This is a genomic window from Streptomyces sp. NPDC020192, assembly GCF_044388685.1.
Classification (GTDB): Bacteria; Actinomycetota; Actinomycetes; order Streptomycetales; family Streptomycetaceae; genus Streptomyces.
The window spans coordinates 1-22,024 of the sequence record NZ_JBIRXG010000010.1 but is presented as its reverse complement, the minus strand read 5'-3'; the positions used below and the strand labels follow the sequence as shown (position 1 = coordinate 22,024).

Sequence of the window (22,024 nt, the reverse complement as noted above, 5' to 3'; positions counted from 1 at the left end):
GTCTTTCAGTGGCGGGCCCGTGAACAGGGGAGGCGGGGAGGCGTCCACGGGGAGGGCACGGCAGGACCCTAGGAGGATTTGAGTGCCGGAGCGGGCCCGCCACTCCGGGTGCCGAGATGGTGGAAGAACAGGTTGAGCAGGACCGCGACCAGCGCGCCCGCGCTGATGCCGGAGCCGAGCACGGTCTGCGCCCAGGCCGGGAAGTCCGCGTAGAAGGTCGGTGCGGCCAGCGGGATGATGCCGGCACCGAGCGCCACGGCGACCAGGATGATGTTGGAGCTGTCGTCCAGGCCCGCCTCCGACAGCGTACGGATGCCGCTGACGGCGATCGAGCCGAACAGGACGATACCCGCGCCGCCGAGGACCGGCATGGGGACCAGGGAGACGACCGCGCCCAGCACCGGGAAGGCGCCGAGGACCAGCAGGGCGCCGCCGGCGACGGCGACGACGTAGCGGCTGCGCACCCGGGTGAGCGAGACGACGCCGACGTTCTGCGCGAAGGCGGAGGTGGGGAAGCCGCCGAAGACCGGGCCGATCAGGGTGGCGAGGCCGTCGGTGCGCAGGCCCCGGGTGATGGTCCTGGCGTCGGTACGGCGGTCGCAGATCTCGCCGAGGGCCAGCATGCCGGCGCTGGACTCGGTCATCAGGACCAGCATCACGATGCACAGCGACAGGACGGCCGCGGGCTGGAACTCGGGCGGGCCGAAGGCGAAGGGCGCGGGCAGCGCGGCGACGGGCGCGGACCTCAGGGCGCTGAAGTCGCCCATGCCGAACGGGATCGCGGCCAGGGTGCCGATGAACAGCCCGAAGAGCAGGGCGATCTGCCGGACGAAGCCGCGCCCGAAGCGCTGGATCAGCAGGATCACGGCGAGGGTGAACCCGGCGAGCGCGAGGTGCCGCAGGGAGCCGAAGTCGGCGGCGTTCCGGTCGCCGCCCTGCGCCCAGCTCACCGGGACCGGCATCAGCGTGACGCCGATCAGGGTGATGACCACGCCGGTGACCAGCGGCGGGAAGAAGCGCAGCAGGCGCCCGAAGAACGGTCCCACTGCGAGGCAGAAGACACCGGCGACCATCACCGCGCCGTAGACGGCGGGGAGTTGGTGCCCTTTGCCGTTCGTCTCGGCGATCGCGAGGATCGGGGCGATGCTCGCGGAGGAGGCGGCGTTGACGAAGGGCAGCCGGTTGCCGACGAAGCCCTTGACGCCGAGGGTCTGCAGGAGGGTCGCGACGCCGGCGACGATCAGGCTCGCGGCGATCAGCCGGGTGCGGGCCGCGCTGTCGAGTCCGCAGGCCTGACCGATGATGAGCGGAGGGGTGACGACGCCCGCGTACATCGCGGCGATGTGCTGGAGCGCGGCGGGGACGAGCCGCGAGGGGTGGAGCTTTTCGTCCACCGGGTGCACGGATGTGACGGCGTCGGACGTGACGGCGTTCTCGGAGTGCACCGGCGGGGTGGAACACGGGGCTGTGTCGGGCCCCTTCGCAGGCAGTGCCATTTCGTTCCCTCCGGTGTGGCGCGCCCCCGGGCCGGTTGGCGGGGGGCGCGCGTCCCGCGTCAGAGGTTGGTCATGTCGACCGGGATCTTCGGCTCGCAGCCGTCCCGGAGGATCGTCGCCTCGATGAGGCCGTAGGGCCGGTCGGCGGCGAAGTAGACCTCGTTGTCGTTCTTGAGCCCGAACGGCTCCAGGTCGACCAGGAAGTGGTGCTTGTTCGGCAGCGAGAAGCGGACCTCGTCGATCTCGCTGCGGTTGTTGATGATCCGCGCACCCATCTGGTACAGCGTCTGCTGGAGCGAGAGCGAGTACGTCTCGGCGAAGGCCTGGAGCATGTGCTTCCTGACCTGCTCGTAGGACTTCTCCCAGTTGGGCATCTTCTGCTCGTCGTCGGTCCAGTTGAACCGCCAGCGGCCGGAGACCTGGGTGGCCAGGATGCGGTCGTACGCCTCCTGCAGGGTCGTGTACTTGTCCTTGACGTAACCCCAGAACTCGGAGTTCGTCGAGTTCATCACGACCAGGTCCTTGAGACCGGAGACGACCTCCCACCGCTCACCGTCGTAGGTGATCTGGGTGACGCGGGTCTCCTGGCCCTTGCGGACGAAGGAGTGCTTGACCTCGTCCGCGCCGATGAACCTGGAGTTGGCGTCGGAGGTCTCGATCCGCTCCCAGGCGTACTCCTCGATGCGGATCCGCGCGGTCTGGATCGGCTCCTGCGAGGTGACGAAGTGGCGGGCGAGGTGGATGCCGAACTGCTCGGCGGACTCGATGCCGTACTCCTTGGCGAACGCGAACACCGTGTTCTTGGTGGTGTCGGTCGGCAGGACGTTGGCGTTGGAGCCGGAGTAGTGGACCTCGTCCATGTCACCGCTCAGGGCGACGGAGACGTTGAGGTCCTTGATGTGGTGGGTGGCGCCGTCCCGCGTGATCTTGACGACTCGGTTCTCGGCTTTGCCGTACTGGTTCTGTCCAAGGATCACCGGGCGGGCCGGGCGGGAAATGTCTGCCATGGTGTCTGCTAGCTCCCTCGGTAAACGGAGTAGCCGAACGGGTTGAGCAGCAGCGGCACGTGGTAGTGCTCGCCCGGTACGACGGCGAACGTGATCGCCACCTCCGGGAAGAACACGCCGCGTCCGCTGTCCCGATTCGCGGGGGCGTCCTGCTGCGCATCGGCTTGCTTCTTCTCGAAGTACGGCTCCACCGCGAAGTCGAGCCGTACATGTGTGGTCCCCTCCGGCAGTGCCGGCAGGTCTTTGCACCGGCCGTCGGCGTCGGTCGCGGAGCCGCCGAGCGCCTGCCAGTCCGCGTGACGACCGCTGCGGGCCGTGAGCTGGACGGCGACGCCCTCGGCGGGGCGGCCGATCGAGGTGTCCAGGATGTGGGTGGACACGGAGGCGGTGGTGCTGGTGCTCATGGTGTCAGGCGTCCTCTTCGACGAGTCGGGCCAGGCGGATACGGTTGATCTTGCCCAGCTCGGTACGGACGATCTCCCGTTCCCGCTCCGGCGCGTTGCCGATCCGCTCCTTGACGGCGTCACGCATCTGCTCGCCGGTCCGGCCGGTGGCGCAGATGAGGAACACATGGCCGAACTTCTCCTGGTAGGCCAGGTTGAGCTCGAGCATCTCCGCCCTGAGTTCCTCGGCGGCGCCGGCCATGCCGGCCTGCTCCCGCGCGGAGGTGGGGTCGCCGGGCTTGGGGCGCCCGATCGGGGGGTGTCCCGCCATGGCTTCTTCCAGGTCGGCCGTGGTCAGCTCGGCCATGGCGGCGTCGCCGGCGGCGTAGAGGTCGTCGACGGTGGCGTACGGGCGGGCGGCGGCGAGGCGCCGGCCCCACTCGGCGGAGGCGCACGCCTCATGGAGGGCGGCGAGAGCCTCGCGCTCCTCCAGATCGTTGAACCGGGCCAGGCCCGGGGGCGTGGAAGTCGTCACGGGAGCCTCCGTGGCCGGAAACGGCCTTCGTGCTTGAGCGGGCTGCCGTTAGTGAACGCCCCCGGAAACGCCACGTCAACACTTTGTTGAAAAATCCGTGTAACAAGAGCGGACGGATCCGGGGCGGTCCGCCCGCCCCACCCCCTTGGCCGATCAGGCTCCCTTGTCGCGGTTCAGGTAGTTGTAGACCGTGAAGCGGCTGACGCCCAGCGCGCCGGCCACCGTCTCCACCCCGTGCCGGACGGCGAACGCGCCGCGTGCCTCCAGGGTCCGCACGAGCTCCTGCTTGGCCTTGCGGTCCAGGTCGGCCAGCGGGCGCCCCTGCCGGCGCTCCATGGCCGCGAGGATGTGGTCGAGGGAGTCGGCCAGCTGGGGCAGGCGTACGGCGACGACGTCGACGCCCTCCCAGGCGAGGACGACGTCCTCGTCCCGCGCCTCGTCCGGCGGCAGGATCTCTCCGCCCATCGCGTCGACCAGCGGCTTCACCGCCGCGATGAAGGGCTCGTCGCCACTCATCTATCGCCCTCCCCGAACCCGTCGTCGATCACGTTGACCTGGAGCGAGATCCGGGTGGCGCCGGCCTTCAGGCTCTTGCGCAGCAGCGCGTCCACGGCGGTCAGGACGCTGTCCGCGCCACCTTCCGCCGTGTTGCCGAACGGGCCGACGTCGACGGCGTCCAGCTCGGCCGTCTCGATGACCTCCCGCGCCGCCAGGGCGTGCGCGGGCGCCTCGTCCAGGTCGAAGGGTTCGGTCGTGAACTCCACTCTCAATCGCACGCGCTCAACCTAACGCCCGATGGGGCCTTTCGGGCGGCCGGTGACGGACGCCCCTTGACAAGCGCCGACACACGGCGGCAATCTTCCATTAAGCAGAAACGAACTTCCGCAATACGGAATCTCGATCACGGAAGGGAGCGCGGCCCCCGATGGGATTCGCAGACCAGCGCTTCAACGTCAACCTGTCGATCCTCTTCACGGAACTCCCGCTCCTGGAGCGCCCCGCGGCCGCCGCCGCGGCGGGCTTCACGGCGGTCGAGCTGTGGTGGCCCTGGGTCGACTCCCCCACCCCCGAGCAGTCCGAGCTCGACGCCCTGAAGAAGGCGATCGAGGACGCGGGCGTCCAGCTCACGGGGCTGAACTTCTACGCCGGCCGGCTGCCCGGCCCGGACCGCGGCGCCCTGTCGGTCCCCGGTGAGGAGTCGGCGAGGTTCCGCGCCAACATCGACGTGGCGGCGGACTTCGCCGCCTCCCTCGGCTGCACGGCGCTGAACGCGTTGTACGGCAACCGCGTCGAGGGCGTGGACCCGGCCGAGCAGGACGCGCTCGCCCTGGAGAACCTCGTCCTCGCGGCCCGGGCGGCCGACCGGATCGGCGCGATCCTGCTGATCGAGGCGCTGAACCAGCCCGAGTCGCCGCTCTACCCGCTGGTGAGCGCGCCCGCCGCCGTCGGGATCGTGGACAAGGTCAACGAGGCGACGGGCCTCGGGAACGCGAAGTTCCTGATGGACCTGTACCACCTGTCCATGAACGGCGAGGACCTGCCCTCGGTCATCGAGCAGTACGCGGCGAGGACCGGCCACGTCCAGATCGCCGACAACCCCGGTCGCGGCGCCCCCGGCACCGGCTCGCTCCCCCTGGAGGAACTGCTCGACCAGCTGAGGAAGGCCGGTTACGACGGCTGGGTGGGCCTCGAGTACAAGCCGGGCGACCGCCCGAGCGCCGAGGCCTTCGACTGGCTCCCGAGGGAAGCCCGCGCGGCTCGCTGAACACCCCTGACTTTGCACAGCAGTTGAGAGAGGCACCCCTGACATGAGCAACCCTGCAGCTTCTTCCCACCCAACCCGCCCGGCGATTGCCTGGATCGGCCTCGGCATCATGGGCTCCCCCATGTCCGAGAACCTGATCAAGGCGGGTTACGACGTCACCGGCTTCACCCTGGAGCAGGACAAGCTGGACCGCCTGGCCGCAGCCGGCGGCACCGTGGCCGGCTCGATCGCCGAGGCCGTGCGCGACGCCGACGTGATCATCACGATGGTGCCCGCGTCCCCGCAGGTCGAGGCCATCTCCTACGGCCCCGACGGCATCCTGGAGAACGCGCGGCAGGGCGCCCTGCTGATCGACATGTCCTCGATCACCCCGCAGACCTCCGTGGACCTCGCGAAGGCCGCCAGGGACAAGGGCGTCCGGGTGCTGGACGCCCCCGTGTCCGGCGGCGAGGCCGGCGCCATCGAGGCCGTACTGTCGATCATGGTCGGCGGCGAGCAGGCCGACTTCGACCAGGCCGAGCCGATCTTCGAGGCGCTCGGCAGGACCATCGTGCTGTGCGGCCCGCACGGCTCCGGCCAGACCGTGAAGGCCGCCAACCAGCTGATCGTCGCCGTGAACATCCAGGCGTGCGCCGAGGCCGTGGTCTTCCTGGAGAAGTCGGGCGTGGACCTGGCGGCCGCGCTGGACGTCCTGGGCGGCGGCCTGGCCGGCTCGACCGTGCTGACGCGCAAGAAGGACAACTTCCTGAACCGCGACTTCAAGCCGGGCTTCCGCATCGACCTGCACCACAAGGACATGGGCATCGTCACCGACGCCGCCCGCAACGTCGGCGCGGCCCTGCCGGTCGGCGCCGTCGTCGCCCAGCTGGTCGCCTCGCTGCGGGCCCAGGGTGACGGCGGCCTGGACCACTCGGCCCTGCTGCGGGCCGTGGAGCGCCTGTCCGGCGCCCAGGTCTGACGCACCCCGAGACTTCCGGGCGGCGCCGTCGCTGACACCTGTCCTGTCGCGCCCAGGCGCCGGCGCCGCCCGGAACACATCCCCAGCCTCGAGCTTCAACAAACTGTTGACGCCCGGAAGGCCCGAACTTAGGCTCCACAAAGCGGAAACAGTTTTCCGCTGCCCCTCGTACGGAAGGTCCCTGATGTCGAAGCGCGTGCTCACGACAGAGTCCGGCGCCCCGGTCGCCGACAACCAGAACTCAGCCTCCGCCGGCGTCGGCGGCCCGCTCCTGCTCCAGGACCAGCACCTCCTGGAGAAGCTCGCGCGCTTCAACCGTGAGCGCATCCCGGAGCGTGTGGTGCACGCCCGTGGCTCCGGCGCGTACGGCCACTTCGAGGTGACCGACGACGTCACCGGCTACACCCACGCCGACTTCCTCGGCGAGATCGGTAAGCGCACCGAGGTGTTCACGCGCTTCTCGACGGTCGCCGACTCCCTCGGCGGCGCGGACGCGGTGCGCGACCCGCGCGGTTTCGCCGTCAAGTTCTATACGGCGGAGGGCAACTACGACCTCGTCGGCAACAACACCCCGGTGTTCTTCATCAAGGACCCGATCAAGTTCCCCGACTTCATCCACTCGCAGAAGCGCGACCCGTTCACGGGCCGTCAGGAGCCGGACAACGTCTGGGACTTCTGGGCGCACGCCCCGGAGGCCACGCACCAGGTGACCTGGCTGATGGGCGACCGCGGCATCCCGGCGTCGTACCGCCACATGAACGGCTACGGCTCGCACACCTACCAGTGGACGAACGCCGAGGGCGAGGCCTTCTTCGTCAAGTACCACTTCAAGACGAACCAGGGCATCCGCTCCCTGAGCAGCGAGCAGGCCGCGGAGCTGGCGGGCAAGGACCCGGGCTCGCACCAGACGGACCTGCTGCAGGCCATCGAGCGCGGGGTGCACCCGTCCTGGACCCTGTACGTCCAGATCATGCCGGCGGCCGAGGCGGCGGACTACCGCTTCAACCCGTTCGACCTGACCAAGGTCTGGCCGCACAAGGACTACCCGCTGCGGCGCGTGGGCCGTCTGGTCCTGGACCGCAACCCGGACAACGTCTTCGCCGAGGTCGAGCAGGCCGCGTTCTCCCCGAACAACTTCGTTCCGGGCATCGGCCCCTCCCCCGACAAGATGCTCCAGGGCCGCCTGTTCGCCTACGCGGACGCGCACCGCTACCGCCTGGGCGTCAACCACACCCTGCTCGCCGTGAACGCCCCGAAGGCGACGACCGCGCAGAACTACGGCCGGGACGGCTTCATGGCGGCCAACGCCCAGGGCCGCGGCGCCAAGAACTACGAGCCGAACTCCTACGACGGCCCGGTGGAGACCGGCCGCCCGCTCTCGGCCCCCCTGGCGGTGTCGGGCCACACGGGCACCCACTCCGCCCCCCTGCACACCAAGGACGACGACTTCTACCAGGCGGGCGAGCTGTACCGCCTGATGTCCGCGGAGGAGAGGTCCCGCCTGATCGCGAACATCGCCGGCGGCCTCGCGCAGGTCTCCCGCGACGACGTGATCGAGAAGAACCTGGCCCACTTCCACGCCGCCGACCCGGAGTACGGCAAGCGCGTGGAGGACGCGGTCCGCGCCCTGCGCGAGGACTGAGTCCGCGGACAGCCCGCGGCAGCCGACCGGCCCGGATGAGGGGTGGCTGGTCGGAACAGCTCGTGGGCAGGGCGAGGACCGCGGCGGCATGCGAGCCAGTGCGGTGGTGAAGGTCCCGGACCTCCTTCTTCGACCTGAGGGGAAGGAGCGCCCCGGACCGTTGCATCCGCCGCGGTCCCAGCCAAACAGCCGAACACGGACTCCGTCCGGCGGCGCGAACGACCTGTCGCGCCCAGCCTCGCGCCGTCGGACGGCCACATGACACCGCCGAAGCGCCCCCTGGTCCAGGGGGCGCTTCGGCGTGCGCGTCCGCCGTATCCGCAGGACGCTGAAGGCATGGGCAATCCGACGCAGTATCCGCACATCGTGGTCCACTCCCCGGCCCTGGACGGCTCACGGCGGGTCACAGAAGGGGACGTGACCCTGGGGATCGCCTCCCATCTGGACGACGTCGTCGAGATCCTGCGGCTGGCCGACCTGGACCGGATCGAGGTCGAGGAGAGCGACCTCATCGAGTGGCAGGGCGGCGGCCCGGACGACTGGCCGGGACTGTCGGAGCACGAGTGGTAGACGCAGACGTGGACAGGGACGAGGACAGGGACAGGCAGGAAGCGGGAAGCACGACGAGGGGCGGCCCATCCTCCCGGATGGACCGCCCCTCGTCGCGTGCGGTGTGTCAGACCTTCAGCGGCTTGATCGACGTCGGCGCGTGGCCCGGCTCGGTGGCCAGGTCCTCGAACTCGGAGATGTCGCTGATGTCCATGGTGCGGCTCATCGAGATGTTGGTGATCCGCTCCAGGATCGCCTCGACGACGACCGGCACCCGGTACTCGGCGGCCAGCTTCTTGGCCTCCTCGAAGGCCGCTCCCAGCTGGTCCGGCTCGGTGACCCTGATCGCCTTGCAGCCCAGGCCCTCGGCGACCTTGACGTGGTCGACGCCGTAGACGCCGATCTCGGGCGTGTTGATGTTCTCGAACTCCAGGTTGACCTGGAAGTTGATGTCCAGGCCGATCTGCGCCTGCCGGATCAGGCCCAGGTAGGCGTTGTTCACCAGGACGTGGACGTACGGAATCCGGTGCTGGGCGGCGACCGCCAGCTCCTCGATCATGAACTGGAAGTCGTAGTCGCCGGACAGGGCGACGACCGGGCTGTCCGGGTCGGCCTTGGCGACGCCGATCGCGGCCGGGATGGTCCAGCCGAGCGGGCCGGCCTGGCCGCAGTTGATCCAGTGGCGCGGCTTGTAGACGTGCAGCATCTGCGCGCCGGCGATCTGGGAGAGGCCAATGGTGGTGACGTACCGGGTGTCCGGGCCGAAGGCCTTGTTCATCTCCTCGTACACGCGCTGCGGCTTCATCGGCACGTTGTCGAAGTGCGTACGGCGCAGCAGGGTGGCCTTGCGCTCCTGGGTGGAGGCAACCCAGTCGGCACGGTCGGGGAGCTTGCCCTCGGCCTTCAGTTCCTTCGCGACCTCGACGAACAGCTCCAGCGCGGCCTTGGCGTCGGAGACGACCCCGTAGTCCGGCGGGAAGATCTTGCCGATCTGGGTGGGCTCGATGTCGACGTGGACGAACGTACGGCCCTGGCGGTAGACGTCCAGCTTGTAGCCGGTGTGGCGGTTGGCCCAGCGGTTGCCGATGCCGAGGACGAAGTCCGACTCCAGGAAGTTCGCGTTGCCGTACCGGTGCGAGGTCTGGACGCCGACCATGCCCGCGTTCAGCTCGTGGTCGTCGGGTAGCGTGCCCCAGCCCATCAGGGTCGGGACGACCGGGGTCTGGGTCAGCTCGGCGAACTCCACCAGCAGGTCGGAGGCGTCGGCGCCGATGATGCCGCCGCCGGCCACGATGACCGGGCGCTGCGACTCCAGAAGAAAGGTGATCGCCTTCTCGATCTGGGCGCGGGTCGCGGCCGGCTTGTAGACGGGCAGCGGCTCGTACGTCTCCGGGTCGAACTCGATCTCGGTGAGCTGGACGTCGATCGGCAGGTCGATCAGGACCGGGCCGGGACGGCTGGAGCGCATCAGGTGGAAGGCCTGCTGGAAGACGCCGGGGACCTGGGCGGCCTCCAGGACGGTGACCGCCATTTTGGTGACCGGCTTGGCGATCGAGGCGATGTCGACGGCCTGGAAGTCCTCCTTGTGGATCACGCTGGTGGGCGCCTGGCCCGTGATGCACAGGATCGGGATGGAGTCGCCGATGGCCGAGTACAGGCCGGTGATCATGTCGGTGCCGGCCGGGCCGGACGTACCGATGCAGACGCCGATGTTGCCCGGCTTGGTACGGGTGTAGCCCTCGGCCATGTGCGAGGCGCCCTCGACGTGGCGGGCGAGGGTGTGGTTGATGCCGCCACCCTCCTTGAGCGCCTTGTAGAACGGGTTGATCGCCGCGCCCGGCACACCGAAGGCGTCGGTGACGCCCTCGCGCTTGAGGATCTCAACTGCCGCGCGGGCAGCGGTCATACGAGCCATCGAGTACTCCTGCTTCGGCTGTCGGATGCGTACTCCCGTCGCGCCCCCGCGGTGAGCACTTCCGTATTGCGGAAATTACTTTCTACTATCTGAAATCAATGTAGGGGGGTCGCCGAAGGTCGTCAAGAGAGGGACAAGGAGGGTCCGACCGGAGCAGGATGGGGGCGCTGTCCCGACGCGACGCCTGGGAGTGGCCATGCCCGAGAGCGTGCCGGTGCGCTGTCCGGCCTGCCGGCGCGAGCACGTCTACACCGCGCCGGTCTATCCGTGCGCGTGCGGCGCGCTCGCCGCCCCGCGCCTCGATCCGGCCGTCGAGCCGGTCGCGACGGCCCACCGCGCCTGGGACGACGAGTGGCTCGCGCTGCCCTGCACCGCCTGCGGCCGCCGCAATCAGTGGCCGCACCCGGAGCTGGGATGCCCCTGCGGCACGGTGCTGCGCATCCCGGTGGCCGGGACCCCCGGGACCGAGCCACCCGCGGCGGCGCCCCCGGCCTCGCCGGAGCCGAGGCCGGAACCGGGGCCGGCCGCCGGCCGCGAGCCGGGATGCACCCGGCCCGCCTTCCAGCCGCGCGCCATCCACACCGCCCGGGACGCCGTCACCACCACCGCGCTCTATCTGCGCTGGCTCGGCTACCGCGACATCCGCCGCGCCGACCAGCGGCCCCCGAAGGGCATCGGGCTCGCCGCGCACGGGCTCCTCGCCCAGGTGGACCCGACCGTCCGCCCGGCGGCGCCACGGGACGTGGAGTGTCTGTGGCTGACGGCGATGACGGAGTCCACGGACTGTGCGTACTTCTCGCTGGCCGGCTACACGGACGACGCCCGCAGCCGGGCGGACACCCTGCGCGTCCCCCTGTTCGTCCTCGACCTCACGGGCACACCCCGCCCGGTCAATGCGCATGCACATGCCGCGAGCAATCGCAACACTATTTAGAAGAAGTCAAGTCCGTGCATTTTCAGTCCAGTTCGGTTCTGATTTTGACCGTTCGCAGTACGCACCGGGACCATGCGCCGTGAAAGGTGATCATGACGACGGAAACGACCCGGCCAGAACTGGACCTTCTCTCCTTCCCCTTCCCGCACGACGACATGCTCCAGCCACCCTGCCCGTACGCACGGTTACGCCGGGAGGACCCGGTCACCCAGGTGCGTCTGCCGAGCGGCGACCTCGCCTGGCTGATCCCACGCTACGACCACGCCCGTACGGCCTTCGCGGACAAACGTTTCGTCCGTATCGGCGAGGACGCGGCGCGGCTCACCGAGGACGGCGGCTTCGACGACACCATGAACGCCCGCCCCGCCCAGCTCTCCGACCACGAGCGCTGGCGGAAGATCGTCAGCAAGGCGTTCACACCGCGCTACGTCGAGACGCTGCGCCCCCGTATGCAGAAGATCGTCGACGGACTCCTCGACGCCATGCAGGAGCAGGGACCGCCCGCCGACCTGGTGGAGGCGTACCACTTCCCGCTGCCCATGGAGGTCATCTGCGAGCTGCTCGGGGTGCCCAACACCGACCAGGACCGGTTCCGCGGGTGGGCCCGTGACTCGGTGGCGCTGACCGGCCGCTCGCCCGAGGACATCGCGCGGCTCAACGCCGACATGGAGGGCTTCTTCAAGGAGCTGGTCGAGCGCAAGCGCCACGAGGACGGCGACGACCTGCTCACCCAGCTGGTCCATCTGCACGACGCCGACGCCGGGAAGCTCACCGAGGCGGAGCTGCTGGTGACGGCGCACGGGCTGTTCATCGCCGGTTACGAGACGACCGGCAACGCCCTCGGCAAGGGCATGTTCGCCCTGTTCCGCAACCCGGAGCAGCTGGCGGCGCTGCGGGCGGACCGCTCGCTGCTGCACAGCGCGGTGGAGGAGATGCTGCGCTACGCCCCGCTGGACTCCGGCTACGGCATCCCGCGCCAGACGCTGGTGGACGTGCCCCTCGGCGACACGGTGATCCCCAGGGGCGCGACCGTGATCGTGCCGCACTTCGCGGCGAACCGGGACCCGGAGCAGTTCGCCGACCCCGATGTGTTCCGCGTCGGCCGCCGGCCCAACGCGCATCTCACGCTGGGCCACGGGCGCTATTTCTGCATCGGCGCTCCGCTGGCGCGCGTGGAGATGCAGATCGCCGTCGGATCCCTTCTCGACCGTTTCCCGGGGCTGCGGCTCGCGGTCCCGCCCGAGGAGATACGCGCCCACCAGAACCTCATCACGGAGGGTCCGGTCAGTCTCCCCGTGGAGTGGTGACCCACGCCGCTGCCCGCTGAACGCGCCGCCCACCGACCGTGCGGGCCGGTGGGCGGCCGTGCGGCTCACTTCACCGTGATCGCGCGCAGGCTCTCCCTGAGCGAGCCCATGGTCGCGAGCACGGCGCTGGGCTCGTAACCGCAGTGCGCCATGCAGTTGTCGCACCGCGGGTCCTTGCCGCGGCCGTACTTCTCCCACTCCGTGTCCTCGATCAGTTCGCGGTAGGTGGCGACATGGCCGTCGGCCATCAGATAGCAGGGAAGCTGCCAGCCCTTCAGCGAGTACGACGGGATGCCCCACGGAGTGCACTCGAACTCCACCTTGCCCTCGAGGAAGTCCAGGAAGAGCGTGGAGTGGTTGAACCGCCACTTCTTGCGGCGGCCGTCGGCGAACGCCTTGCGGAACAGTTCGCGGGTCTGTTCCACCGCCAGGAAACGGTCCTGGTCGGGCGCCTTCTCGTAGGCGTATCCGGGAGAGATCTCCATGCGGTCGACGCCGACCTCGTCGTTCAGGAAGTTCATGACGTCGATCACCGTCTGGGGCGAGTCGGTGTTGAAGAACGTGCTGTTCGTGTACACCTGGAAGCCCTTGGACTTGGCGAGTCTGATCGCCTCGACGGCCTTGTCGAACACGCCCTCCTTGCTGACGGCCGCGTCGTGCTGTTCCCGCATGCCGTCGATGTGCACCATCCAGGCGAAGTTCTTGTCCGGCGTGAACTTGTGGATGTGCTTCGGCAGCAGCAGCGCGTTGGTGCACAGCAGCACGAACTTCCTGCGCTGCACCAACTGTCGTACGACTTCATGGATCTGAGGGTGCATCAGTGGCTCACCGCCGGACAGGGCCACCATCGGAGCCCCGCACTCCTCGACGGCTCCGACCGCCTGCTGCACCGGCATCCGCTGCTTGAGCACGTCGTGCGGGTGCTGGATCTTCCCGCAGCCGGCACAGGCGAGGTTGCACGCGAAGAGCGTCTCGACCTCGACCAGCAGCGGGAACTTCTCCACCCGCCGGATCTTCTGCTTGATCAGATGGGCGCCGAGCTTTAACGACAGGTGCAGCGGCAGGCTCATACCGTCTCTCCAGTCCGGACACGAAGCTCTTTATGGCTTTCAGATGTGCCCCATGCACCATGCACGCACACGTCCCGCGGGACAGATCCAGGTCACGAATCGGCGTACGCCTCCCGCAGTTCGATCTTGCGCACCTTTCCGCTCACCGTCATCGGGAAGGCCTCCAGAATCCGCACCCGGGCCGGGATCTTGTAGTGGGCGAGCCGGCCTTCACAGAAGGCGCGGACGTCCTCCAGGGTGGGCGGGTCGGCGGGGTCCCGCGGGATGACACAGGCGAGGACCTCCTCGCCGTACTTCTCGTGCGGCACCCCGACGACCTGGACGTCCTTGATCTTCGGGTGGGCGTAGAGGAACTCCTCGATCTCGCGCGGGTAGACGTTCTCGCCGCCCCGGATGATCATGTCCTTGATGCGGCCGACGATCTCGACGTACCCGTCCTCGCGCATCACCGCCAGGTCCCCGGTGTGCATCCAGCGGCCCGCGTCGATCGCCTCGGCGGTCTTCTCGGGCTCGTTCCAGTAGCCGAGCATCACGCTGTAGCCGCGGGTGCACAACTCGCCCGCCGTGCCTCGTGGTTGAGTGACTCCGGTGGCCGGGTCGACGACCTTGACCTCCAGGTGGGGCAGTACCCGGCCGACGGTGGCGGTGCGGTGCTCCAGGTCGTCGTCGACGCGGGTCTGGAGAGACACGGGCGAGGTCTCGGTCATGCCGTAGCAGATGGAGACCTCCGCCATGCGCATCTCGGCGACGACCCGCTTCATCACCTCCACCGGGCAGGGCGAGCCCGCCATGATGCCGGTGCGGAGCGTGGAGAGGTCGTAGGACGCGAAGTCGGGCAGGTTCAGCTCGGCGATGAACATCGTCGGCACGCCGTACAGGGACGTACAGCGCTCCTGCTGCACCGCCTCCAGGGTGGCCCTCGGCTCGAAGGAGGGGGCCGGGATGACCACGCAGGCGCCGTGCGAGGTGGCCGCGAGGTTGCCCATCACCATGCCGAAGCAGTGGTAGAAGGGCACCGGTACGCAGATCCTGTCCTGCTCCGTGTAGGAGATCAACTCCCCCACGAAATAGCCGTTGTTGAGGATGTTGTGGTGGGACAGGGTGGCGCCCTTCGGGAATCCGGTGGTTCCCGAGGTGTACTGGATGTTGATGGGGTCGTCGCAGGACAGTTCCGCGTACGGGGCGTCACCGGTCCCCCGCCCGAGCAGTGCCTCCCAGCTCGGGTCGCCGATGTACACGACCTCGCGCAACTCGGGACATCCGCCCCGGACTTCGTCGACCATCGCCCGGTAGTCGCTGGTCTTGTGGCTGAGGGAGGCGAACAGCAGGGAGATCCCCGCCTGTTTCAGGACGTACTCGACCTCGTGGGTGCGGTAGGCCGGGTTGATGTTCACCATGATCGCGCCGATGCGGGCCGTGGCGTACTGCACCAGCACCCACTCCGGGCAGTTGACCGCCCAGATGCCCACCCGGTCGCCCTTGGCGATCCCGGCGGCGACCAGTGCCTGCGCCAACTCCTCGACAGCGGCGCCGAACTGGGCGTACGTCCAGCGCCGCCCCGACGGCACGTCGACCAGTGCCTCGCGGTCCGGCCAGGTCGCCACGGCCCGGTCCAGGTTGGCGCCGATGGTGTCGCCGAGCAGGGCGATGGAACCGGTTCCGTGCGTGTACGACAGCTGAGAGGTCACCGGAAGTCCTCCTCGCGGTACTCGTTCTGCGAGCCCTCGGCCGTGGCCTCGCGCAGCTCGATGCGGCGGATCTTGCCGGAGACCGTCTTGGGCAGGGCACCGAACTCCAGCCGGCGGATGCGCTTGTAGGGGGCGAGCACCTGGCGGGAGTGCTCGAAGATGACCTTCGCGGTGTCCGGGCCGGGGTCGTATCCCTCGGCGAGGACGACGTACGCCTTCGGCACCGCCAGCCGCACCTCGTCCGGCGCGGGCACCACGGCCGCCTCGGCCACCGCCTCGTGTTCCAGCAGCGCGCTCTCCAGCTCGAACGGGCTGATCTTGTAGTCGGAGGCCTTGAAGACGTCGTCGGCGCGGCCGACGTAGGTCAGATAGCCGTCCGCGTCCCGCGCGGCGATGTCGCCGGTGCGGTAGTAGCCGCCCGCCATCGCCTCGGCCGTACGGTCCGGGTCGCCGTGGTAGCCGGTCATCAGGCCGACCGGACGCTCGGACAGGTCGAGGGCGATCTCGCCCTCGGCGGCGCCGGGCGCGCCGGAGACCGGGTCGAGCAGTTCGACCCGGTAGCCCGGGCTCGGGCGGCCCATGGAACCGGTCTTGAGCACCTGCCCGGGGCTGTTGGAGACCTGCACGGCGGTCTCGGTCTGCCCGAAGCCGTCCCGGATGGTGACGCCCCAGGCCCGCCGGACCTGGTCGATCACCTCGGGGTTCAGCGGTTCCCCGGCGGCGACCGCCTCGCGGGGCGGGGTGACGAGCCGGCCGAGGTCGGCCTGGATGAGCATGCGCCACACGGTCGGCGGGGCGCAGAACGTGGTCACGCCCGCCCGGTCCATCTCGGCCATCAGCCGCGGCGCGTCGAAGCGGGTGTAGTTGTACAGGAAGACGGTCGCCTCGGCGTTCCACGGCGCGAACAGGTTGGACCAGGCGTGCTTGGCCCAGCCGGGCGAGGAGATGTTCAGGTGCACGTCGCCGGGTTTCAGGCCGATCCAGTACATGGTCGCCAGATGCCCGATGGGGTACGAGGTGTGGGTGTGCTCGACGAGCTTGGGGCGGGCGGTCGTACCGGAGGTGAAGTAGAGCATCAGCGGGTCGTCGGCCAGGGTCGGGCCGTCGGGCACGAACGCGGCGGGGGCGGTGTAGGCGTCCTCGTACGGCTCCCAGCCGGCCGCCGGGCCGCCGACACTGATCCGGGTGTAGTCGCCGGGCACCTCGGCGAACTTGGCGGTGTCCGCGGCCCGCGCGATCACGTGCCTCACCCGGCCGCGGTCGACGCGGTCGCGCAGGTCGGCCGGGCCGAGCAGCGGGGTGGCGGGGATGACGACCGCGCGCAGCTTCATCGCGGCCAGCGCCGTCTCCCACAGTTCGGCCTGGTTACCGAGCATGACCAGGATGCGGTCCTCGGCGCGGACGCCCCGCGCGCGCAGGTGGTTCGCGATCCGGCCGGAGCGTTCGGCGAGTTCGGCGAAGGACAGCTTGGTCTCCTCGCCGTCCTCCTCGACGATGTGCAGCGCGGTCCGGTCGTTGCCGGCGGCGATCGCGTCGAACCAGTCCAGCGCCCAGTTGAAGCGCGCGGGCCGCGGCCAGGCGAAGCCCTCGTAGGCGGCTGTGTAGTCCTCTCGGTGTTCCAGAAGGAAGTCCCTGGCGTTACGGAACACCTCGGTCACCGTCGTCATCACACGCTCCTTGCTGTTCCGGACCATTGCCGGGCGGCTCTCTGGCATCGTCTAATCCGTGATGCAGGTCTCACTACCCCCGAACGGGGGTGTGGGCGGCCGAAGGGACGGACCAGGTGACGGCAGACGTGGCGGGGGCAGTGGACATCGGCGGCGCGCTGGTCCGGCTGCGCCGGACGACGGGCCTGCCGCTCGCGTTCGGCGGCCTGGTCGAGCCCGGCCGGTCGCAGATGCGGATCAGCGAGCTGAGCGGCACGCGCACGGACTCGCTGCGCGCACTCGCGGTGACCTCCGGCTACGGGCTCGGCGGCAAGGCGGTGGCGCTGGCCCGGCCGTGCGCCGTGACGGACTACTCGGTCTCGCGGCAGATCAGCCACGAGTACGACGTGCAGGTGGCCGCCGAGGGCATCCGCTCGGTGCTCGCGGTGCCGGTGGTGGTGCGGCGCCGGGTGCGCGGGGTGCTGTACGGCGCGCTGCGCTCGGCCCAGCCGCTCGGCGACCGCACGCTGGGCGCGGCGATGGCCGTCGCCCGGGACGTGGAGCAGGCGCTGGTGGTGCGGGACGAGGTGCGGGAGCTGCTGGCGGCGGCCCGGCCGGAGCCGGCCGACACCGAGCACGGTGCCGTCTGGGAGCAGGTGCGCGAGGCGCACGCGGCCCTGCGCGCGCTCGCGCCCCGGATCACGGACCCGGGGCTGCGGGCGGAACTGCTGGCCGCGTGCGGGCTGCTGACCGCGGCCCGTCCGACGGCCGGTGCGAGTCTGGCGCCACGCGAACTCGACGTGCTCTCCTGGGTGGCGGCCGGGGCCACCAACGCGGCGGTGGCCGACCGGCTGGGCCTACGGCCGGAGACGGTCAAGGGCTATCTGCGTTCGGCGATGCGGAAGCTGGGCGCCCACACACGAGGGGAGGCGGTGACCGCGGCCCGCAGGGCGGGACTGCTGCCGTAGGCCTTCGGGCCGTGCCGCAGCTCCTTCGGGCCGGGCGTGACAGCAGTAAAGAAACCTGACTATTCAAGCGGGCAAGCCTTGATTTTCCCCCTACTTGCCCTTCTGTTATTTCCCTCACCACGGCGCCCGTCTGAATTTCAGGGATCGTTGCCTAGAATTTGGCCCGAACACGACACACGAGGGGAGCGGTGACCGTGCGACGGGACTTCCAGGAGCCTGCAAGGTGCCGCCCCGACCTGGTCATCGGCCGCGAGGAGCTGTTCACCGGCGCCCGCGACCAGCTCGCCTCGGGCGGCAGTGTGCTGCTCCACGGTCCCGCCGGAATAGGGAAATCCACCGTCCTGCGGGCATTGGCCGAGGAATACGGCGCCACCGCGCACACCGTCCTGCGCTGCTCGGCCACCGAGTCCGAATCCCATCTTCCCTTCCTGGCCCTCGCCGACCTCCTCGGTCTGGTCCTCGACGACGTCTCCCCGCGGCTGCCCGCCGCCCAGCGCACCGCCCTGGAGTCGGCGCTCACCGGCCGCGGCGAGTCCAGCCTCCAGCGCGACGGGCTCGCCCTGCGCCTCGCCGTGCTCTCCGCGCTGCGCGCGCTGGCCGGGCGCGGCGGTGTCCTCGTCGTCGCCGACGACCTGCAGTGGCTGGATCCGGCCAGCGCCGAACTGCTCGGCTTCGCCGCCCGCCGTCTGGAGGGCACCCCGGTCCAACTGCTGTGCGCGGTACGCACCGAGGGCACCGAGAGCCAGGAGTACGACCGGCACCTGCGCGCCTGCCCGCCGGGCACCCTCGCGGTCCGGCTCGGCGCGCTGACCCGCACCCAGGTCGCCCACCTGCTCGACCACCGCGGCCATGGCGGCCTGCCCCGCTCCACGGTCCGCGAGATCCACCGCACCTCCGGCGGCAACCCGCTGTTCGCCCTGGAACTCGGCCGCGCCCTCGCCGAGAACCCGACCCCGCCCCGGCCGGGCGAGCCGCTGCCGGTGCCGACCAGCCTGCGCGCCCTGGTGCTCAGCCGCCTGGACATGCTGTCCGTCGAGGCCCGGCGCACCCTGCTGGTGGCCAGCGCCGGCGCCAGACCCACCCCGGCGCTGCTGCACGCGGCCGGCCGGACCAACGCCGAGGCCGAGTGCGCGCAGGCCGCCGAACTCGGGCTGCTGGCCACCGAGCCCGACGCCCCCGCCGTACGGTTCGCGCATCCGCTGATCTCGGCCGCGCTGTACGCCGAGGCGCCCGCCCCCGAGCGGCGCGCCGCGCACGCGGCCCTGTCCACGGCCGCCTCCGATCCGATCGAGCGGGCCCGGCATCTGGCGCTGGCCAGCACCGGCACCGATCCGGAGGTGGCCGCGCGGCTCGCCGAGGCCGCCGCCCTCGCCCGCGACCGCGGCGCCCCCTCGGTCGCGGCCCAGCTGGGGCTGCTCGCCGCCCGGCACACCCCCGCCGACGGCGTGCCGAGCCCGCCCGAGCGCCGGCTCCAGGCAGCCGAGGACGCCATCACCGCGGGCGAGCTCGACCTGGCCCGGGACATCGCCCGGGAGGTGCTGAGCCGCGCGACGGTGCCCGTCGACCGGGTGCGGGCCTGGATGATCGTCATCGACAGCGCCGGGCACACCATGGCCGAGGTGGACGCCGTCTTCCCGCAGGCCCTCGCCGACGCCGGTGACGACCCCCGGCTGCTGGCCCTGGTCCACTACCAGCTGGCCTGGCGGGCCCTGATCGTGGCGGGCGACTTCACCGAGGCCCGGCAGGCCGCGGCGCACGCCGCCGAGCTGGCCGCGCGCGGCGGCGACCGGCGCACCGAACTGCTCTCGCTCGCCTTCCAGGCGCAGACCGAGACCCTGATGGGCCATCCGGAGGCGCCCCGCACCATCAAGCGGGCCCTGAAGGAGCCTCAGGACCCCCGGGTGGCCTGGCACCACAACGGGGCGGGCAGCGCCCGGTTCCGCTGGCTGGTCATGGGCGACCAGCTGACCGAGGCCCGGGCGGCGGTCACCGCGCTGCTGCGCGAGGTGCGCCGGCGCGGCTCGGTGGAGAGCGAGGTGCACTTCCTGCGCGGCCTCGCCGAGACCGAACTGCGCGCCGGGCACTGCGGGCGCGCCCTGGAGCTGGCCCGCGACAGCCTGTTGCTCGCCCGGGACTCCGGGATCGGCGAGACCGCCTCGGCGATGCTCACCTCGCTCGCGGAGGCCTCCGGCGGTGATGTGGACCGGGCCCTGGCGCTCGCCCGGGAGGCGGTGCAGCACGCCGAGGAGGACGGCGACCAGATGTATCTCTCCCGGGCCCTGGGCGCCCTCGGTTACGCCCAGCTGGTGGCCGGGGACCCGGCGGGCACGGTGCGTTCGCTGCGCCGGGTGCGCCGGCTGGAGCTGGGGCTCGGCATCACCGACCCGGCGCGCGGCCGCTGGCAGGGCGATCTGGCCGAGGCACTGGTCCGGATCGGTGAACCGGCGGAGGCGCAGGACGTCATCGACGCGAGCCGGCACCACGCGCTGCGGCTCGGCCGGGAGAGCGTCCTCGCGGTCCTGGACCGCTCCGAGGCACTGGTCCGGGCCGCCCAGGGCGACCTGGAAGCGGCCGTGGCCCAGCTGACGTCCGCTCAGGACCGGCTCGGCAAGCTCGGCTACGGACTGGAGGAGGCACGGGCCGCCTTCGCGCTGGCCCGGCTGCGCGGCAGACGTCCGGGCTCCTCCGGGTACGACGAGGCCACCCGGATGTTCCGCCGCTGCCGGGCGCTGCCCTGGCTGCGCCAGGTGGACGAGGCCCTGACGACCCCTGAACCGGAACCGGCGCCGGCCGCGGCGGACGCCCTGGACGCGCTCGGCGTGCTGGCCGCGATGGAGCGTCAGGTCGCCGCGCTGGTCATGGAGGGCGCCACCAACCGGGAGATCGCCGCCCGGCTGTTCATCAGCGTCAAGACGGTGGAGGCGACCCTGACCCGGGTCTACCGCAAGCTGGGGATCCGATCGCGGGTGGACATCGTCCGATTGGCGGCAGGTAAGCGCGCGCGCTGAGCGCGGCGCGAGTTAACTGAACCGGACCGAGGGTTTTCCCTCACCCGCCCCCCTAGGGGGTTCCCTCATTGGGAGCCAAGGGTTCCGGGTCCTAGCGTAATGGGCGTGCCGCTCGCCCGGGCACACGGGGGTCGGTCCCGCGACCCCCGTGCCTCACCCCGCCCGTGCGAACCCCCCACCGGTGCAACCCCACTGAGGAGACACATGTTCGGCCTCACACGTGCCAGACGGACCGCCGCGACCCTGGTGGCCTGTGCCGCCGTCGCGGCGACCGTGGTCATCGCCTCCCCCACGGCGAGCGCCGCCCCGCAGCCCATCGTCGGTGGTACGACCACCACGACGACGGCGTACCCGTTCGTCATGCAGATCACGGACGCCTCCGGCAGCCAGTTCTGCGGCGGCACCCTGGTGGCCGCCAAGAAGGTCGTGACGGCCGCGCACTGCATGGTGGGCGAGTCCGCCGCCGGCATCCGCGTGGTCGGCGGCCGGGCGTATCTGAACGGCACCGACGGCACGGTCGGCAAGGTCGGCAAGATCTGGATCAACCCCAACTACACGGACGCCACCAACGGCAACGACGTGGCCGTGCTGACCCTCACGACCGCGATGCCGTACACCCCGGCGTCGTACGTCTCCTCCTCCCAGACGGGCGTGTACGCGGCCGGCAGCACGGCCCGGATCCTCGGCTGGGGCACCACCTCGGAGAACGGCGGCTCCTCCAACCAGCTGCGGACCGCGACCGTCCCGGTCGTGGCCGACTCCAGCTGCAAGAGCTCCTACGGTTCGGACTTCGTCCAGTCCGACATGGTCTGCGCCGGATACACATCCGGTGGCGTTGACACCTGCCAGGGCGACAGCGGCGGTCCCCTGCTCATCGGGGGCGTCCTGGCAGGGATCACTTCCTGGGGCGAGGGGTGCGCGGAGGCCGGTTACCCGGGTGTCTACACCCGGCTGACCACCTTCTCGGACCTGGTGACCACGCAGGTCAACTCGTAACCGGGAAAACGAATGCCTGAGCATCCCTCAGGCAGATGCCAGGGGGCGGGGGGGGGGGGCCCCCCCCCCGCCCCCCCCCCCCCCCCCCCCCCCCCCCCCGCGGGGGGGGGGGCCCCCGGGGGGGGGGGGCCCCCCCGGGGGGGGGGGGGCCGGGCGG

General features: G+C 70.7%; 19 protein-coding genes. 9 read left to right on the top strand and 10 right to left on the bottom strand.

All coding sequences use genetic code 11. The annotated features are described in order from the left end of the window. Positions 1-68: 68 nt before the first annotated feature. The 6 genes from ACH47Z_RS20235 to ACH47Z_RS20210 form a co-directional block, all read right to left on the bottom strand. Entirely contained in the window at positions 69-1,496 is a 1,428-nt protein-coding gene (locus ACH47Z_RS20235) for a nucleobase:cation symporter-2 family protein (RefSeq protein WP_399075428.1), read from the bottom strand. 59 nt (positions 1,497-1,555) lie between these two features. Next, positions 1,556-2,503 (bottom strand): factor-independent urate hydroxylase, encoded by a 948-nt coding sequence (gene pucL / locus ACH47Z_RS20230; RefSeq protein ID WP_399075426.1) that lies wholly within the window; start codon positions 2,501-2,503, stop codon positions 1,556-1,558. Positions 2,504-2,511: 8 nt separating this feature from the next. Further along, positions 2,512-2,907 carry a hydroxyisourate hydrolase gene (gene uraH / locus ACH47Z_RS20225; RefSeq protein ID WP_399075424.1) on the bottom strand — a complete coding sequence of 132 codons (396 nt, stop codon included), beginning with the start codon at positions 2,905-2,907 and terminating at the stop codon, positions 2,512-2,514. Between the two features lie 4 nt (positions 2,908-2,911). Further along, positions 2,912-3,421 carry a 2-oxo-4-hydroxy-4-carboxy-5-ureidoimidazoline decarboxylase gene (uraD, locus tag ACH47Z_RS20220; RefSeq protein ID WP_399075422.1) on the bottom strand — a complete coding sequence of 170 codons (510 nt, stop codon included), beginning with the start codon at positions 3,419-3,421 and terminating at the stop codon, positions 2,912-2,914. Positions 3,422-3,574: 153 nt separating this feature from the next. Then, positions 3,575-3,937, bottom strand: a complete 363-nt coding sequence (locus ACH47Z_RS20215) for a helix-turn-helix domain-containing protein (protein ID WP_399075420.1) — start codon at positions 3,935-3,937, stop codon at positions 3,575-3,577. Continuing rightward, a complete protein-coding gene (locus ACH47Z_RS20210) occupies positions 3,934-4,197 on the bottom strand; it encodes a hypothetical protein (protein WP_399075418.1) in 264 nt (87 codons plus the stop codon). Before ACH47Z_RS20210 ends, ACH47Z_RS20215 begins: the two co-directional genes overlap by 4 nt. Positions 4,198-4,346: 149 nt before the next feature. Between ACH47Z_RS20210 and ACH47Z_RS20205 the strand changes: the two genes are divergently transcribed. From ACH47Z_RS20205 to ACH47Z_RS20190, 4 genes are all read left to right on the top strand, one after another. Then, positions 4,347-5,186, top strand: coding sequence for a TIM barrel protein (locus ACH47Z_RS20205; protein ID WP_399075416.1), 840 nt, complete (start codon positions 4,347-4,349; stop codon positions 5,184-5,186). 43 nt (positions 5,187-5,229) lie between these two features. Further along, on the top strand, positions 5,230-6,144 hold the full coding sequence (locus ACH47Z_RS20200) for a 2-hydroxy-3-oxopropionate reductase (RefSeq protein WP_399075414.1): 915 nt from the start codon (positions 5,230-5,232) through the stop codon (positions 6,142-6,144). Between the two features lie 184 nt (positions 6,145-6,328). Next, a complete protein-coding gene (locus ACH47Z_RS20195) occupies positions 6,329-7,786 on the top strand; it encodes a catalase (protein ID WP_399075411.1) in 1,458 nt (485 codons plus the stop codon). Between the two features lie 336 nt (positions 7,787-8,122). Continuing rightward, positions 8,123-8,356 carry a hypothetical protein gene (locus tag ACH47Z_RS20190; RefSeq protein WP_399075409.1) on the top strand — a complete coding sequence of 78 codons (234 nt, stop codon included), beginning with the start codon at positions 8,123-8,125 and terminating at the stop codon, positions 8,354-8,356. 106 nt (positions 8,357-8,462) lie between these two features. Here ACH47Z_RS20190 and gcl read toward each other — a convergent pair whose 3' ends face one another. Continuing rightward, positions 8,463-10,241: a glyoxylate carboligase gene (gene gcl / locus ACH47Z_RS20185; protein WP_399075878.1), complete on the bottom strand. Its 1,779-nt coding sequence runs from the start codon at positions 10,239-10,241 to the stop codon at positions 8,463-8,465. Positions 10,242-10,446: 205 nt separating this feature from the next. Here gcl and ACH47Z_RS20180 point away from each other — a divergent pair, with 205 nt between their 5' ends. Continuing rightward, positions 10,447-11,184 carry a hypothetical protein gene (locus tag ACH47Z_RS20180; RefSeq protein ID WP_399075407.1) on the top strand — a complete coding sequence of 246 codons (738 nt, stop codon included), beginning with the start codon at positions 10,447-10,449 and terminating at the stop codon, positions 11,182-11,184. A 92-nt stretch (positions 11,185-11,276) separates the two neighbouring features. Next, entirely contained in the window at positions 11,277-12,491 is a 1,215-nt protein-coding gene (locus ACH47Z_RS20175; protein WP_399075405.1) for a cytochrome P450, read from the top strand. 65 nt (positions 12,492-12,556) lie between these two features. Here the strand turns inward: ACH47Z_RS20175 and hpnH are convergent, their stop codons facing one another. The 3 genes from hpnH to ACH47Z_RS20160 form a co-directional block, all read right to left on the bottom strand. Beyond that, the gene (gene hpnH / locus ACH47Z_RS20170) at positions 12,557-13,561 is read right to left on the bottom strand and encodes an adenosyl-hopene transferase HpnH (RefSeq protein WP_399075403.1); all 1,005 of its coding nucleotides are present in this window, start codon (positions 13,559-13,561) and stop codon (positions 12,557-12,559) included. A gap of 92 nt (positions 13,562-13,653) precedes the next feature. After that, entirely contained in the window at positions 13,654-15,249 is a 1,596-nt protein-coding gene (locus tag ACH47Z_RS20165) for an AMP-binding protein (protein WP_399075401.1), read from the bottom strand. Continuing rightward, positions 15,246-16,916, bottom strand: a complete 1,671-nt coding sequence (locus tag ACH47Z_RS20160; RefSeq protein ID WP_399075399.1) for an AMP-binding protein — start codon at positions 16,914-16,916, stop codon at positions 15,246-15,248. The genes ACH47Z_RS20165 and ACH47Z_RS20160 overlap by 4 nt, the downstream gene beginning before the upstream one ends. A gap of 116 nt (positions 16,917-17,032) precedes the next feature. Between ACH47Z_RS20160 and ACH47Z_RS20155 the strand changes: the two genes are divergently transcribed. The 3 genes from ACH47Z_RS20155 (at position 17,033) to ACH47Z_RS20145 (ending at position 21,867) form a co-directional block, all read left to right on the top strand. After that, positions 17,033-17,863, top strand: a complete 831-nt coding sequence (locus ACH47Z_RS20155) for a LuxR C-terminal-related transcriptional regulator (protein WP_399075397.1) — start codon at positions 17,033-17,035, stop codon at positions 17,861-17,863. Positions 17,864-18,051: 188 nt separating this feature from the next. Further along, a complete protein-coding gene (locus ACH47Z_RS20150) occupies positions 18,052-20,871 on the top strand; it encodes an ATP-binding protein (RefSeq protein ID WP_399075395.1) in 2,820 nt (939 codons plus the stop codon). Between the two features lie 204 nt (positions 20,872-21,075). Further along, positions 21,076-21,867 (top strand): S1 family peptidase, encoded by a 792-nt coding sequence (locus tag ACH47Z_RS20145; protein ID WP_399075393.1) that lies wholly within the window; start codon positions 21,076-21,078, stop codon positions 21,865-21,867. The last annotated feature ends 157 nt before the right edge of the window (positions 21,868-22,024 follow it).